General features: G+C 71.6%; 12 protein-coding genes. 2 read left to right on the top strand and 10 right to left on the bottom strand.

What is annotated here, in order from left to right:
- The first annotated feature begins 44 nt into the window (after positions 1–44).
- Entirely contained in the window at positions 45–848 is an 804-nt protein-coding gene (locus OF852_RS12580) for a Bax inhibitor-1/YccA family protein (RefSeq protein ID WP_271119500.1), read from the top strand.
- An 88-nt stretch (positions 849–936) separates the two neighbouring features.
- On the opposite strand, the gene guaA is transcribed toward OF852_RS12580, so the two are convergent.
- The 10 genes from guaA to guaB form a co-directional block, all read right to left on the bottom strand.
- Positions 937–2,514, bottom strand: a complete 1,578-nt coding sequence (gene guaA, locus OF852_RS12575; RefSeq protein WP_271119499.1) for a glutamine-hydrolyzing GMP synthase — start codon at positions 2,512–2,514, stop codon at positions 937–939.
- Positions 2,511–2,960: a DUF3817 domain-containing protein gene (locus OF852_RS12570; protein ID WP_271119498.1), complete on the bottom strand. Its 450-nt coding sequence runs from the start codon at positions 2,958–2,960 to the stop codon at positions 2,511–2,513. Before OF852_RS12570 ends, guaA begins: the two co-directional genes overlap by 4 nt.
- Positions 2,961–3,010: 50 nt before the next feature.
- The gene (gene gdhA, locus OF852_RS12565; protein ID WP_271119497.1) at positions 3,011–4,369 is read right to left on the bottom strand and encodes an NADP-specific glutamate dehydrogenase; all 1,359 of its coding nucleotides are present in this window, start codon (positions 4,367–4,369) and stop codon (positions 3,011–3,013) included.
- Between the two features lie 83 nt (positions 4,370–4,452).
- Positions 4,453–5,298: an SURF1 family protein gene (locus OF852_RS12560; protein ID WP_271119496.1), complete on the bottom strand. Its 846-nt coding sequence runs from the start codon at positions 5,296–5,298 to the stop codon at positions 4,453–4,455.
- Positions 5,276–6,667, bottom strand: coding sequence for a cation:proton antiporter (locus tag OF852_RS12555; RefSeq protein ID WP_271119495.1), 1,392 nt, complete (start codon positions 6,665–6,667; stop codon positions 5,276–5,278). The genes OF852_RS12560 and OF852_RS12555 overlap by 23 nt, the downstream gene beginning before the upstream one ends.
- A gap of 3 nt (positions 6,668–6,670) precedes the next feature.
- A complete protein-coding gene (locus OF852_RS12550) occupies positions 6,671–7,201 on the bottom strand; it encodes a cation:proton antiporter regulatory subunit (RefSeq protein ID WP_271119494.1) in 531 nt (176 codons plus the stop codon).
- A 113-nt stretch (positions 7,202–7,314) separates the two neighbouring features.
- Positions 7,315–9,090: a glycerol-3-phosphate dehydrogenase/oxidase gene (locus OF852_RS12545; protein ID WP_271119493.1), complete on the bottom strand. Its 1,776-nt coding sequence runs from the start codon at positions 9,088–9,090 to the stop codon at positions 7,315–7,317.
- 105 nt (positions 9,091–9,195) lie between these two features.
- Positions 9,196–10,317, bottom strand: coding sequence for a GuaB3 family IMP dehydrogenase-related protein (locus OF852_RS12540; RefSeq protein ID WP_271119492.1), 1,122 nt, complete (start codon positions 10,315–10,317; stop codon positions 9,196–9,198).
- Entirely contained in the window at positions 10,314–11,348 is a 1,035-nt protein-coding gene (locus OF852_RS12535; protein ID WP_271119491.1) for a type IV toxin-antitoxin system AbiEi family antitoxin, read from the bottom strand. Before OF852_RS12535 ends, OF852_RS12540 begins: the two co-directional genes overlap by 4 nt.
- 198 nt (positions 11,349–11,546) lie before the next feature.
- Positions 11,547–13,049, bottom strand: coding sequence for an IMP dehydrogenase (gene guaB / locus OF852_RS12530; RefSeq protein WP_271119490.1), 1,503 nt, complete (start codon positions 13,047–13,049; stop codon positions 11,547–11,549).
- Positions 13,050–13,293: 244 nt separating this feature from the next.
- Here guaB and OF852_RS12525 point away from each other — a divergent pair, with 244 nt between their 5' ends.
- Entirely contained in the window at positions 13,294–14,622 is a 1,329-nt protein-coding gene (locus OF852_RS12525; protein ID WP_271119489.1) for a branched-chain amino acid ABC transporter permease, read from the top strand.
- The last annotated feature ends 8 nt before the right edge of the window (positions 14,623–14,630 follow it).

Below are 14,630 nucleotides of genomic sequence, written 5' to 3'. Positions count from 1 at the left end.
ATCGCACGGCGGTCATCCGACGACGACGAGGAATCACGACCACCATGGCCAGCAGCAATCCCGCCTTCGCCAATCCCGCCTTCTCGCAGAACGGTGTGCCGCCGGTGCCGCGCGCGGCCGACGTCTCCGCCGAGCAGCTCTCCGCGCAGTACGGCCGCCCCTCCGCGCAGCCGGACGAGATGGGCCGCATGACCTACGAGGACACGATCGTCAAGACGGTCCTCAGCTTCGGCGTCCTGCTCATCGGCGCCGTGATCGGCTGGATGTTCCCGGTCCTCGCCCTCCCCGGCGCGATCATCGGCTTCGTCCTCGCGCTCGTCAACATCTTCAAGAAGCAGCCCTCGCCGGCGCTCGTGCTCGCCTACGCGGGATTCGAGGGCCTCTTCGTGGGCGGCATTTCCGGCATCTTCGCGAAGATGTGGGACGGCATCGTCCCGATGGCCGTCTTCGGCACCCTGGGCGTCGTGGGCGTGACCCTGGCGCTGTTCGCGAGCGGCAAGGTCCGCGCCTCGAAGCGGGCCACCAAGATCTTCCTGGTCGCGATGGTCGGCTACGCGGCCTTCTCGCTCGTCAACATGGGCCTCATGCTCTTCGGCGTGACGGACTCGATGTTCGGCCTGCGCGACGTGACCTTCCTCGGCATCCCGCTCGGCGTCATCCTGGGCGTCGTGGTCGTGATCCTCGCGGCGTACTCGCTCGTGCTCGACTTCGACTCGATCCAGCAGGGCGTCCGCAACGGCGCGCCCCGCGTCTTCGCCTGGCGCGGCGCCTTCGGCATCATGGTGACGGTCGTCTGGCTCTACCTCGAGATCCTGCGCCTGCTCACGTACTTCCTCCCGCGCAACTAGCGCGGCGCCGGGCTGCACGGCCCGCACACGGCCGAGGGCCGGCATCCCGCGGGATGCCGGCCCTCTGCTCGTGCGGGGCGCGGGAGCGTCACTCCCACTCGATGGTCCCGGGCGGCTTCGACGTGACGTCGAGCACGACCCGGTTCACCTCGCGGACCTCGTTCGTGATGCGGTTCGAGATGCGGGCGAGCACCTCGTAGGGCAGGCGCGTCCAGTCGGCCGTCATCGCATCCTCCGAGGAGACGGGGCGGAGGACGATGGGGTGGCCGTAGGTGCGGCCGTCGCCCTGCACGCCCACCGAGCGCACGTCCGCGAGGAGCACGACGGGGCACTGCCAGATCTCGCCGTCGAGGCCGGCGAGGCTCAGCTCGGCGCGCGCGATGGCGTCGGCCTGACGCAGGATCTCGAGGCGATCACGGGTGACCTCGCCCACGATGCGGATGCCGAGGCCGGGCCCCGGAAACGGCTGCCGGCCGACGATGACCTCGGGGAGGCCGAGCTCGCGGCCGATCGCGCGGACCTCGTCCTTGAAGAGGGTCCGCAGCGGCTCGACGAGCTCGAACTGGAGGTCCTCGGGGAGCCCGCCGACGTTGTGGTGGCTCTTGATGTTCGCGGTGCCGGAGCCGCCGCCCGACTCGACGACGTCGGGGTAGAGGGTGCCCTGCACGAGGAACTTCACGGCCTCGCCGCCCTCGGCCCTCGCCTCGAGCACGAGCGCCTCGGCGGCGCGCTCGAAGGTGCGGATGAACTCGCGCCCGATGATCTTGCGCTTCTCCTCGGGGTCGCTGACCCCGGCGAGCGCGTCCAGGAACTGGTCGACGGCATCCACCGTCACGAGCCGCACGCCGGTGGAGGCGACGAAGTCGTTCTCGACCTGCTCGCGCTCGCCCTGGCGGAGGAGGCCGTGGTCGACGAAGATGCAGGTCAGCTGGTCGCCGACCGCCTCGTGGACGATCGCCGCGGCGACCGCCGAGTCGACGCCGCCGGAGAGCCCGCAGATGACGCGGCCCGCGCCGACCTGCTCGCGGATGCGCGCGACCTGCTCGGCGATCACGTTGCCGCTGTTCCAGTCGGCGGGGATCCCGGCGGCGCGGTGGAGGAAGTTCTCGAGCACCTGCTGCCCGTGCTCGGAGTGCTTCACCTCGGGGTGCCACTGCACGCCGTAGAGCTTCCGCTCGTCGCTCGCGAAGGCGGCGACCGGGGTCCCCTCGCTCGAGGCGAGGACCTCGAAGCCCTCGGGCGCGCGGACCACCGAGTCGCCGTGGCTCATCCACGTCGTCTGCGCCGCGGGCTGGCCGCCGAGCAGCGAGGAGTCGCCCTCGGCGAGGGTCACGGCGGTCGAGCCGTACTCGCGGTTGCCGGTCTTCGCGACCTCGCCGCCGAGCTGCTGCGCCATCACCTGGAAGCCGTAGCAGATGCCGAAGACGGGGAGCCCGAGCTGGAGGATGCCGGGGTCGAGGTCCGGGGAGCCCGGCTCGTACACGGAGGACGGGCCGCCAGAGAGGACGATGCCGAGCGGGTCCTTCGCGCGCACCTCCTCCGCCGTGATCGTGTGCGGCACGATCTCGGAGTAGACGCTCGCCTCGCGCACGCGGCGCGCGATCAGCTGGGCGTACTGCGCGCCGAAGTCGACGACGAGGACGGGTCGGGCATCGGTCGCGGTCATGCGCTCGCTTCCACTTCGGGGGCGTACGGGGCGTCCGCGGCCTCCACGGCCGCGATGCGGTCCTCGACCTGCCGCGGGACGCGGCGCTCGAGGAAGAAGGAGAGCAGCGGGATGATCCCGCCGAGGGCGATGAAGAGGAAGCGCCCGAAGGAGAAGCGGACGAGGCGCCAGAGCACGAAGTCGCAGCCGAGGTAGAGGACGTAGAGCCAGCCGTGCACCGTGAGGATCACGAGCGAGAGGTTGACGCCCGTGATCGCCTCCTTCGGCGTGAGCGCGAGGAGCCCGAAGGGGCCGCCGAGCTCGATGTCGACGTTGAAGCCGTAGCGCAGCACCATCATGACGACGAGCAGCAGGAGGAAGCTGCCGGTGATGATCGACGAGACCTTGTAGACGCGCAGCGCGGTCCGGATGCGGGGGATGTCGGTGGGCCGGGGGCCGAAGGGCATGCGTCTAGTCTACGGTCGTCCGGCGCGCCCTCCCGGCCCCGGCCCGTCGCTCAGATGACGCCCTGCGCGAGCATCGCGTCGGCGACGCGCACGAAGCCGGCCGCGTTCGCACCGAGCACGTAGTCGCCGGGGCGGCCGTAGCGCTCTGAGGCCTCCAGGGTCGCCTGGTGGATGCCGAGCATGATGGCCCGCAGCCGGTCCTCGCTCTCCTCGAACGACCAGCGCTGCCGCGCGGCGTTCTGGCTCATCTCGAGCGCGGAGGTCGCGACGCCGCCGGCGTTCGCCGCCTTGCCGGGGCCGAAGAGCACGCCCGCCTCGTGGAACACCCGGACGGCGCCCGGTGCGCACGGCATGTTGGCGCCCTCGGCGACCGCCTCGACGCCGCCGGCGACGAGCGCGCGGGCGTCCGCCTCCGCGAGCTCGTTCTGGGTGGCGCTGGGGAAGGCGAGCTGGCCGGGGACCTCCCAGACGCGCCCGCCCGGCACGAAGCGCGAGCCGGGGCGGCGCTCGGCGTACTCGGAGATGCGCCTCCGCTCGACCTCCTTGACCTGCCGGAGCAGCTCGACGTCGATCCCGCGCTCGTCGACGACGTAGCCGGACGAGTCGGATGCCGTGATGGCACGCCCGCCGAGCTGGTGCAGCTTCTCGATGACGTAGGTGGCCACGTTCCCGGAGCCCGAGACGATGCCGGTGCGGCCCTCGACGGCGCGGCCGTCGACGGCGAGCATGTCCTGCGCGAAGTAGACGGCGCCGTAGCCGGTCGCCTGGGTGCGCACGTTCGCCCCGCCCCACTCGACGCCCTTGCCGGTGAACATGCCGGACTCGTGGCGGTTCGTGATGCGCCGGTACTGGCCGAAGAGGAAGCCGATCTCACGGGCGCCGACGCCGATGTCGCCGGCCGGCACGTCCGTGTGCTCGCCGAGGTGGCGGTAGAGCTCGGTCATGAAGCTCTGGCAGAAGCGCTCCACCTCGCGGGCCGAGAGCGCGTGCGGGTCGACGTCGCTGCCGCCCTTCGCGCCCCCGATGCCCTGCGCGGTGAGCGCGTTCTTGAAGATCTGCTCGAAGCCGAGGAACTTCACGATGGAGAGGTCGACGCTCGGGTGGAAGCGGAGCCCGCCCTTGTAGGGGCCGAGGGCGGAGTTGAACTGGACGCGGTACCCGCGGTTCACGCGCACGCGCCCCGCGTCGTCGACCCACGGCACCCGGAACATGACCTGGCGCTCCGGCTCGACGAGCCGCTCGACGATGCCCGCCTCGAGGTACTCGGGATGCTCGCGGACGACGGGTCCGATGGAGTCGAGGACCTCGTGGAGCGCCTGCTGGAACTCCGGCTCGTGCGGGTTGCGTCGGACGGAGGCCTCGAAGATCGGGTGGAGGGCGGGGTCGAGGGCAGGGGTGGTGATGGTCATGCGGTGCTTTCGGATCGGGAGCACCACCAGTGTGTCAGCGCCCTGCGGCTCTCGTCCACGCACGCGGACGGTGCGGCGAGCGCTCAGACCGTCGCGGTCGGCGACGACGCCGCCTCGACCTCCTTCTCCCACTCGTCCTTCACGAGCCGGTACCAGAGGTAGAACCCGAAGCCGGCGAAGATGATCCACTCCGCGGCATAGAACACGTTGAGCCAGTTGAGCACGACCTGCTGCTCGGGCGGCGGCGCGTCGATGAGCTCGAGGCCCTCGGGCGCCTGATCGAGCACGAGGTAGCCGCCGTACACGGGCCCGGGCTCCGGCCACAGGTTCACGAGCTCGGCGACCGAGAGCGCCGTGCGCTCGCCGCTGCGGAGCTCGCTCGTGTCGGGCGACTCGGTGCCGAGATAGCGGCCCGAGAGGGTCGTGGGTCCCGTCGGCAGCGCGGCGGCGGCGCGCTGCGCCTCGGCCTCGGTCGCCGCCCAGCCGGCCGCGACCGCGAGCGACTCCCCCGCATCCGTGACCGCGTGCGCGACGAGCCAGTACCCGGTGCCGCCCTCGTGGATGCGGCCGCTCAGCACCGTCTCCTCGCCCGGCGCGATGGCGGCGCGGACCTCGACGAGCTGCCCCTCCTGCTGACCCGTGGTCTGGGATCCGGTGGTCGCGATGTCCTCGAGCGGCACCGTCTCCTCCGTCGCGCGCTGCTCGACGTTCGCCGACTCGACGCTCCGCGAGACCTGCCACTGGGCGAGCGCCGCGAACGCGGCCGCGACCGCGAGGACGAGCGCGAGCGCGCCGATCCAGCGGGGCCGCCGCGCGATCCCCAGGAACTCGCGCCGGGTCATGCGGCGCGCCGGCGGCTGGGCGTGCTCGGCCGCGCCGGGCTGCGCGGGCGAGCCGGCCTCCCGCTCAGTACTCCGGGTCGCGCTCACGACGCCCCTCCCCTGTCGTCTCCGCGCCCGGCTCGACGTCGATCACGTCGCCCTCGAGCGAGTCGGTCAGCTCCTCGTCGTCGATGCCGCCCGGCACCGCGACCGGCATGTCGTCGCCGCGCATCGCCGCCTCCGCGAGCGCGAAGTCGAGGTCGCGGCCCGCATCCGGGCGTCCCGGCTCGGTCGCGAGCGCGCGGCGCCGCCGGCGTCGGACGAGCTCGCGCCCGACGCGGTCGGAGTTGTTCGCGATGAGCGGGCCGGCGATCGCCATGATGAGCACGTAGAGCCCCGCGAAGGGCGTGAGCCGCGGATCGAGGCCGGCCGCGGCGGCGAGGGTCGCGAGGATGAGCGCGAACTCGCCGCGGTTCGTGAGCATGGCGCCCACGTTGATGCCCTCGGCGGGCGTCAGCTTCGCGAGCACCGCGATGAGCTGCCCGCCCGCGAGGTTCACGACGATCGTGAGGACGACCGCGACGAGCACCGGGCCGATCACCTCGCCGAAGCCGGAGACGTCGAGCACGAGGCCGAAGTTGAGGAAGAAGAAGGCGCCGAAGAGGTCGCGCAGCGGCAGCGCGAGCTGCTCGATCCGCGCCCGGAACCGGCTCGCGCCGAGGACGAGCCCGATGAGGAAGGCGCCGATCGCATCCGAGACGCCGATGAGCTCGCCGATGCCGCCGAACGCGACCGCGAGGCCGAAGAAGAGCACCGTGAAGAGCTCGTCGTCCTTCGTCTGCACGATGCGCGACACCAGCCGCCCGCCCCAGCGCGCCGCCGCGAACATAATCGCGAGGAAGAGGAAGGAGACCGTGAGCTGGACGACGATCGGCCACGGGTCGGTCTCGCCGCTGAGCACGACCGAGACGATCGCGAGGTAGAGGGCGATGAAGACGTCCTCGACGACCGCGATGCCGAGGATCGTCGGCGTCTCGCGGTTCGCGAGCCGGCCCAGCTCGATGAGGAGCTTCGTGATGATCGCGCTCGAGGAGACGGCCGTCATCCCCGCGATGATGAGCGCCTCCCGCGCACCCCAGCCGACCCACATCCCGAAGGCGAAGCCGACCGTCATGTTGATGAGGATGCGCGAGCCGCCCGAGATGAGCAGGGCGCGGGCGTTGCCGAAGAACTCGTCCTGGTCGAACTCCAGTCCCAGGCTGAAGAGCAGGAAGATCAGGCCGAAGGTCGCGACGAGCTCGACGTTGTCGCTCGGCAGCTCGAGCGGGAAGAAGTCGCTCTCGGTCGAGAACAGCAGCCCCACGAGCATGTAGACGGGGATCGCGGGGAGGCCGATCCGCTTGCCCAGGCGCCCCAGCCCCCAGGCGAGCACGAAGAGCAGGCCGAGGACGAGGAGGTCCTGGCCGACGTGCTCCATGCTCTACGCCCCGCCGGGTGCGTCCGCAGGCGCCTTCGCCTTCATCTCCCCGGTCCGGTAGAAGTGGAAGGCCTTCGCGACCTTCTCGGGGCTCCCGGCGACGACGAGCGTGTCGCCGGGGAAGACCTTGAAGTCGTCGGCCGGCGCCGGGTTCGCGGACTCGCCGCGCACGACCGCCACGACCGTGAGCCCCACGAGCCCGCGGCTGATCATCGAGCCGAGCGGCTGACCCGCGATGTGGTCGTCGTAGTCGACCGAGAACCAGTCGATGGAGAGGCCCGGGAGGCTGTCGAGCGCGCTGAGGGACTCGGTGATCCGGGTGCCGCCCAGCAGCTCCGCGAGCGTGTGCGCCTCGTCGTCGTCGAGGCGGAGCGAGACCTTGCTCGCCTCCGCGTCGCCATCGGCGTCCGAGAAGGCGATGAGGTCGCTCTGGCCGGAGCGGTGCGTGATGACGCCCACCTTGCCGCCGTCCTGCGTCACGAAGGTGTGCAGGACGCCGACGCCGGGCAGCTTCACGCGGCGGACATCGACCATGGCAGGCTCCTCAGACTCGGGACGCGCTCGAGTCTAATCGCGTGCGCCGACGCCGGCCGGGCGGTTCGCCGTCGGCGTGCGGCGGCTCCCCCGATCGGCTCAGCGCGACGGCGTCAGCGCACCGGCTCCGAGCTCGGCTCGTCGGCCGCGCTCGGGAGGCTGGCGACATCCGCGATGTCGGGCGCCTCGAGGCGCACCCGGTCGGCGGCCTCGTCGTCCGGCTCCTCCTGGCTCGCGCGCTCGGCGGCGACCCGGCGCAGGTAGTTGTTGATCTCCTGCTCGATGCGGGCCTCGTCCCAGCCGAGCTCGGCGCCCATGAGCCGAGCCGCGACAGGCGCCGCGGCGACCCCGCGATCCCAGGACTCGATCGAGATACGGGTGCGGCGGGCCAGGACGTCCTCGAGGTGCAGGGCCCCCTCGTGGGTCGCCGCGTACACGACCTCCGCGCCGATGTAGTCGTCGGCGCCGGGCAGCGGCTCGAGGAGCTCCGGCCGCTCCCGGATGAGATCCAGCAGCTCGTCGGTGAGGACGCCGTAGCGGTTCAGCAGGTGCTCGACGCGCGCCTTGTGCACCTTGAAGGCGCGGGCGATCTTGCCGCGCTTGTTCCACGCCGCCTGGTAGCCCTCGGCTCCGAGGAGGCCGATGTTCTCGGTCACCGAGTCCGACCATCGGCCGTCGAGCGCCGCGACCGCCTCATCCACGGCGTCCTTCGCCATGACGCGGTATGTCGTCCACTTGCCGCCCGCGACGACCACGAGGCCCGGGACCGCGTGGGCGACGACGTGCTCGCGGCTGAGCTTCGAGGTCTGCTCGCTCTCGCCCGCGAGGAGGGGACGGAGCCCCGCATAGACGCCCTCGACATCCTCCCGGGTCAGCTTCACGGCGAGGACCTTGTTGACGTGGTCGAGCACGTAGTCGATGTCGGCCGCCGTCGCCGCCGGGTGCGCCTTGTCGAGGTGCCAGTCGGTGTCGGTCGTGCCGATGATCCAATGGCGGCCCCACGGGATGACGAACAGCACGCTCTTCTCCGTGCGGAGGATCATGCCGATCTTCGACTGGAAGCGATCGCGGGGGACCACGAGGTGGATGCCCTTCGAGGCCCGCACCTTGAACTGGCCGCGCTCGCCCACCATGGCCTGGGTGTCATCCGTCCAGACGCCGGTTGCGTTGACGACCTGCTTCGCCATGACGTCGAAGCGCTCGCCGGTCGCGAGGTCGTGCGCCTTCACGCCGACGACCCGCTGCCCGACCTTGATGAAGCCCTCCACCCGGACCCGGCTCGCGACATGCGCGCCGTAGAAGCTCGCCGTGCGCGCGAGCGTCGAGACGTAGCGCGCGTCGTCGACCTGCGCGTCGTAGTAGGTGAGGCCGCCCGTGAAGGCGTCCTTGTCGAGGCTCGGCATCGCGCGGAGCATCTGCGCCTTCGAGAGGTGCCGGTGGTGCGGGACGCCGGGCGGGCGGCCGCCGCTCCACGAGAAGAGGTCGTAGAGGAGCATGCCGGCGCCGATGTAGAAGCGCTCGAACACCGGCTTCGTCAGCGGGTAGAGGAAGCGAACCGGCTTCACGAGGTGCGGCGCGATGCGCTGCAGCAGCAGGCCGCGCTCGATGAGCGCCTCGCGCACCAGCCGGAAATCGAGCTGCTCGAGGTAGCGGATGCCGCCGTGCACGAGCTTCGAGGATCGGCTGGAGGTGCCGGAGGCCCAGTCGCGCGCCTCGAGCATGCCGACCCGGAGGCCGCGCGTCACGGCATCCAGCGCCGCGCCCGAGCCGACGATCCCGCCGCCGACGACGAGGATGTCGAGCTCCTTCGCCTTCATCGACTCGATCGCTGCGGCCCGCTCCTCCGGGCCCAGCTTCGAGGAACGCGTCACCGATCGTCTGCTCGCCATGAAGGCCTCCTCCGCCGGGGGTCTCCAGCCTACGCCGGACCCGCGTGATCCCGCCTGGACAGCGGCTGGGATGCGGCTCCGCGCCGCCGGTGCGCGCGGCCCGCGTCAGCTGTGCTGGTACGGGGCGATGACGACCTCGACCCGCTGGAACTCCTTGAGGTCGGAGTAGCCGGTCGTCGCCATCGAGCGCCGGAGGGCCCCGATGATGTTCGTGCGGCCGTCCGCGGTCTCGGCGGGGCCGAGCAGCAGCGTCTCGAGCGGCGCGACCGTGCCGACCTCGACGCGGTGGCCGCGCGGCAGCTCCGGGTGGTGCGCCTCGGCGCCCCAGTGCCAGCCGCCACCGGGCGCCTCCTCGGCGCGCGCGAGGACCGAGCCGAGCATGACGGCATCCGCCCCCATCGAGACGGCCTTCACGATGTCGCCGCTCGAGCCGAGCCCGCCGTCGGCGATGACGTGCACGTAGCGCCCGCCCGACTCGTCGAGGTAGTCGCGGCGCGCGCCCGCGACGTCGGCGACCGCGGTCGCCATGGGCGCGTGGATGCCGAGGCTCGCGCGCGTCGTGCTCGCGGCCCCGCCGCCGAAGCCGACGAGGACGCCCGCCGCACCCGTGCGCATGAGGTGGAGGGCGGCCGTGTAGGTCGCGGCGCCGCCGACGATCACCGGCACGTCGAGCTCGTAGATGAACTCCTTGAGGTTGAGCGGCTCGGTCGACTTCGAGACGTGCTCCGCGCTCACCGTGGTGCCGCGGATCACGAACAGGTCGACGCCGGCGTCCACGACCGTCTTCGAGTGCTCGGCGGTCCGCTGCGGGCTGAGCGCACCCGCGACCGGGACCCCGGCCTCCCGGATCTGGGCGAGGCGGTCCTTGATGAGGCCCGGCTTGATCGGCTCGGCGTAGAGCTGCTGCATGCGGCGGGTCGCCGTCTCGGGGTCGAGGCCGCGCAGCTCGCGGAGCACCGGCTCCGGATCCTCGTAGCGCGTCCACACGCCCTCGAGGTCGAGGACGCCGAGACCGCCGAGGCGCCCGATCGCGATCGCGATCTCTGGGCTCACGACCGAGTCCATGGGGGCCGCGAGCACCGGCATGTCGAAGGTGAAGGCGTCGATCGTCCAGCTGACGCTCACATCCCGCGGGTCGCGGGTGCGCCGGCTCGGCACGATCGCGATGTCGTCGAAGGCGAAGGCGCGGCGGGCGCGCTTGGCGCGGCCGATCTCGATGTCGCTCACCACCCCACCCTACCGGCGTGCCCTTCCGCGATAGACATGTCTCTCGCCGCGCGGACGGCCGTACGCGGCGGTCTGCGGAACACTTCAGATGTCTGCGCTCGCAGGCGCGGCACCCCGGCCGCCGCGAGGATCGCTGCCAGCTCCTGCGGCGCATCGAGGTGCCGCCACAGGATCCGCTCGACGCGCCGGACCTGTCGACGCAGCCGGTCCTCGCGCTTCTTCTCGCGCCAGAGGACCGCCGCGGGGTCGCCGCCCGACATCGCGGGATCGGCGTACTTCACGTGGCCGTCGAACTCTGCGACGACCGAGACGGACGGCCAGTGGAAGTCGACCCACATGTCGCCCTCGCGATCCGAGAACCTCGCCTGGAGCACGGGCGGCGCGAAGCCGAGCTCGTGGATGACGACGCGCGCTCGCGACTCGCCGACCGATTCGGATGCGGCATCGGCGAGCTCGAGGGCGCGCCGGATGCGCGCGAAGCCGGGCGAGCCGCCCGCGCGAGCCAGCTCCTCAGCGAGTGCCGCCGCTCCGACACCGGGGCCGAGCGTGCGAAGCGCCCAGTCGAGAACCGCCACGCCGCGCCACGAGCTCGAGGCTCTCGCGAGGTCGATCGCCGTCCGCGCGATCGAGGTCACGGGGATGCCGTCGACGAGCTGCGAGCGGACCGAGCCGCCTGCGATCGCGGTCCGGCGCACTCCGGATGCCGACGACCCTCCGCCGCGGTACGGCACCGCCATGGTGACGTCGTCCGGCCATCGAGCCGCTCCCGGCATCCCCCACACGGCTGCGGCCGACGGCCCGGCGATCGCGAAGGGCAGGGCGGCCCGGCGGGCGACGGCCCTCGCCGCGAGCACGTGACGCTCCTCGCCCGGGAGCGGGTCCCAGACCTCCCGCGGGCAGTAGGCGCCGCGCCGCACACGGATGAGTCGACCGGCGCGGCACTCGCGGATGAGATCGAGCGGATCGTCGCCGCGGGCACGGGTGTCGTCGGCGTAGAGGAGCGGGTCGGTTCGCGATTCGATCGCCGTCATGCCGCGAGCGTCGCGCATGCCGGGGCGCTGTCGCTGCGCGCCGGCGCTGATCGTGGAGCGAACGCCGCGGGAGCACCTGTGGAGGACGGCCACGGGGCATGCCCCTGACGGCCGCGGAGGACACTCGCACTTCGCCGCGGACACCCGTACATACGTGTCCGGGGCGCAATAGACATGTCTATTGCGCCCGGATGAGCGCTAGCGGGTGTAGTTGGGGGCCTCGACGGTCATCTGGATGTCGTGGGGGTGCGACTCCTTGAGGCCGGCCGGCGTGATGCGGACGAAGCGGCCGCGCGACTTGAGCTCGGGGATGGTGCGCGCGCCCACGTAGAACATCGACTGCCGGAGGCCCCCGACGAGCTGGTAGACGGTCGCGGCGAGCGCCCCGCGGTAGGCGACGCGGCCCTCGATGCCCTCCGGGATGAGCTGCGCGTCCGAGGGGACGTCGGCCTGGAAGTAGCGGTCCCGCGAGTACGAGGTCTTCTTGCCGCGCGTCTGGAGCGCGCCGAGCGAGCCCATGCCGCGGTAGTTCTTGAACTGCTTGCCGCCCACGTAGATCAGCTCGCCCGGGCTCTCGTCGGTGCCCGCGAGCAGCGAGCCGAGCATGACCGTGTCGGCGCCCGCGACGAGCGCCTTCGCGATGTCGCCCGAGTACTGGAGGCCGCCGTCGGCGATCACGGGGATGCCGAGCTCGCGCGCGGCGAGCGAGGCCTCGTAGACGGCGGTCACCTGGGGCACGCCAACGCCGGCGACGACGCGCGTCGTGCAGATCGAGCCCGGTCCGACGCCGACCTTGATCGCGTCGGCACCCGCATCCACGAGGGCCTGCGCCCCCGAGCGGGTCGCGACGTTGCCGCCGATGACGTCGACGCCCGCGAAGGCCGGGTCGCCCTTGAGGCGGCGGATGATCTCGAGCACACCGGACGAGTCGCCGTTCGCGGTGTCGACGACGATCGCGTCGACCCCGGCGTCGAGCAGGGCGCCGGCGCGGTCCCAGGCGTCGCCGAAGAAGCCGATCGCGGCGCCGACGCGGAGGCGGCCCGCGTCGTCCTTCGTCGCGTTCGGGTACTTCTCCGTCTTCTCGAAGTCCTTGACGGTGATGAGCCCGCGCAGCCGGCCGGACTCGTCGACGAGGGGCAGCTTCTCGATCTTGTGCTGCGCGAAGATCGCGATCGCCTCGTCGGGATCGATGCCGACCGGCGCCGTCACGAGCGGGGCCGTCGTCATGACGTCGCGGACCAGCGTCGAGTCCTTCTCGAAGGGCGAGACGAAGCGCATGTCGCGGTTCGTGATGATGCCGACGAGCCGGCCGTCGCCCTCGACGACGGGGAGGCCGGAGACCCGGAACTGCCCGCACAGGGCGTCCACCTCGGCGACCGTCGCATCCGGCGTCGTCGTCACGGGGTTCGAGATCATGCCCGACTCGGAGCGCTTCACCTTGTCGACGTGGGTCGCCTGCTCGTCGATGGAGAGGTTGCGGTGGAGGATGCCGATGCCGCCCTGCCGCGCCATCGCGATCGCCATGCGCGACTCGGTCACGGTGTCCATGGCGCTCGAGGCGAGCGGCGACGCGACCGTGATCCGCTTCGTCAGCCGCGAGGAGGTGTCCGCCTCGCTGGGGATGACGTCGGTGTGCCCCGGCAGGAGCATGACGTCGTCGTACGTGAGTCCGACGAAGCCGAACGGATCGGGCTGGTCCATGAAACCCCTTGCCTTGCGCTGCTGAGATCACCGGATGCGCCGTCGGATTCCGGTATCACATCTTAACCATCCGAGCGGGTCAGGATTCCCGCGCGGGAAGGTAAGGTCGGGACCGGTCGGTCGCGATTGTGGACAACTCCGGTGTCGGAAACACGGTCGTCACAAACCGCAAGTAATGTCAGCGCGACGGTGCGCGGCGGCACACGCAGGATCGCGTGCGCGGGCGTGCCGTCTTGGAGGTTCAGTGACACTCACCCGCAGGCCACGGCCGTCGACGATCCGACGCACCCTGGTCACCATCGGCACAGCCCTCGCGGCCGCCGCCCTCGCCCTCACCATGGCGGGTCCGGCATCCGCGACGGAGAGCCCCGAGCCCAGCCCGACGCCGACCGGCGACTTCACGACGGAGTTCCAGGTCGGCGGCACGATCCGCAGCGGCGACGAGCCGCTCGAGGGCGTCGAGGTGCTCGTGGCCGGCGACGGATTCGAGGAGACGGGCGTGACCGGCGCCGACGGCAAGTGGTCCGTCGCGCTCCCCGGCCGCGGCGAGTACACGGCGACGCTCGTCGTCGAGTCGCTGCCCGACGGCGTCGCGCCGCGCGACCCCGACAACATCGAGCGGCAGGTCTCGATCGGCACGACGAACACGGTCAACGTGCTCTTCCCGACCGGCGAGGGGTCGACCGCGCAGCGCAATCCCCTCGACCAGCTCTGGGCGAAGCTGATCTACGGCCTCAACTTCGGCCTCCTCCTCGCGCTCGCCGCGATCGGCATCTCGCTGATCTTCGGCACGACCGGCGTCAACAACTTCGCCCACGGCGAGATGCTGACGCTCGGCGCGATCGTCTTCTGGGCCTTCGTGACGGCCGGCATCCCGGTCGTCGTCGCGGCGCTCATCACGCTCGCGATCTCGGCCGCCTTCGGCTGGATCCAGGATGCCTGGCTGTTCAAGCCGCTCAGGCGCCGCGGCGTGGGGCTCGTGCAGGTCCTCATCGTGACGATCGGCCTCTCGATCGTGCTCCGCTACGGGTACCTCTACTTCTACGGCGGCGGCACGGAGAACATCCCGACGGGCTTCAACGAGACCGCATCGCTCGGCCCGGTGACCCTGCAGGTGTCCTCCTTCGTGAGCATGGGCATCAGCATCGCGGTGCTGATCCTCGTCGGGCTGTTCCTCACGCGCACCCGCATCGGCAAGGCGACGCGCGCCGTCAGCGACAACGCCGCGCTCGCGGCGAGCTCCGGCATCAACGTCGACCGGGTGATCCGGATCGTGTGGGTGCTCGCGGCGACCCTGACCGGCCTCTCGGGCATCCTCTACGGCATCTTCCGCGGGGTCACCTGGGACATGGGCTTCGCGATCCTGCTGCTGCTGTTCGCCTCGGTCACCCTCGGCGGGCTCGGCAGCGCATTCGGCGCCCTCGTCGGCGCCCTCATCATCGGCATCTTCACGGAGCTCGCGACCTTCGTGGTCGACCCCGACCTCCGCTATGCCGTGGCCCTCATCGTCCTGATCCTCGTGCTCCTGTTCCGCCCCCAGGGCGTGCTCGGGCGCAAGGAGCGGATCGGCTAGGAGACGGA

The sequence above is a fragment of the Homoserinibacter sp. YIM 151385 genome, assembly GCF_027912415.1.
In the GTDB taxonomy this organism is placed as follows: domain Bacteria; phylum Actinomycetota; class Actinomycetes; order Actinomycetales; family Microbacteriaceae; genus Schumannella.
This window is presented reverse-complemented; position numbering and strand designations above follow the sequence as displayed.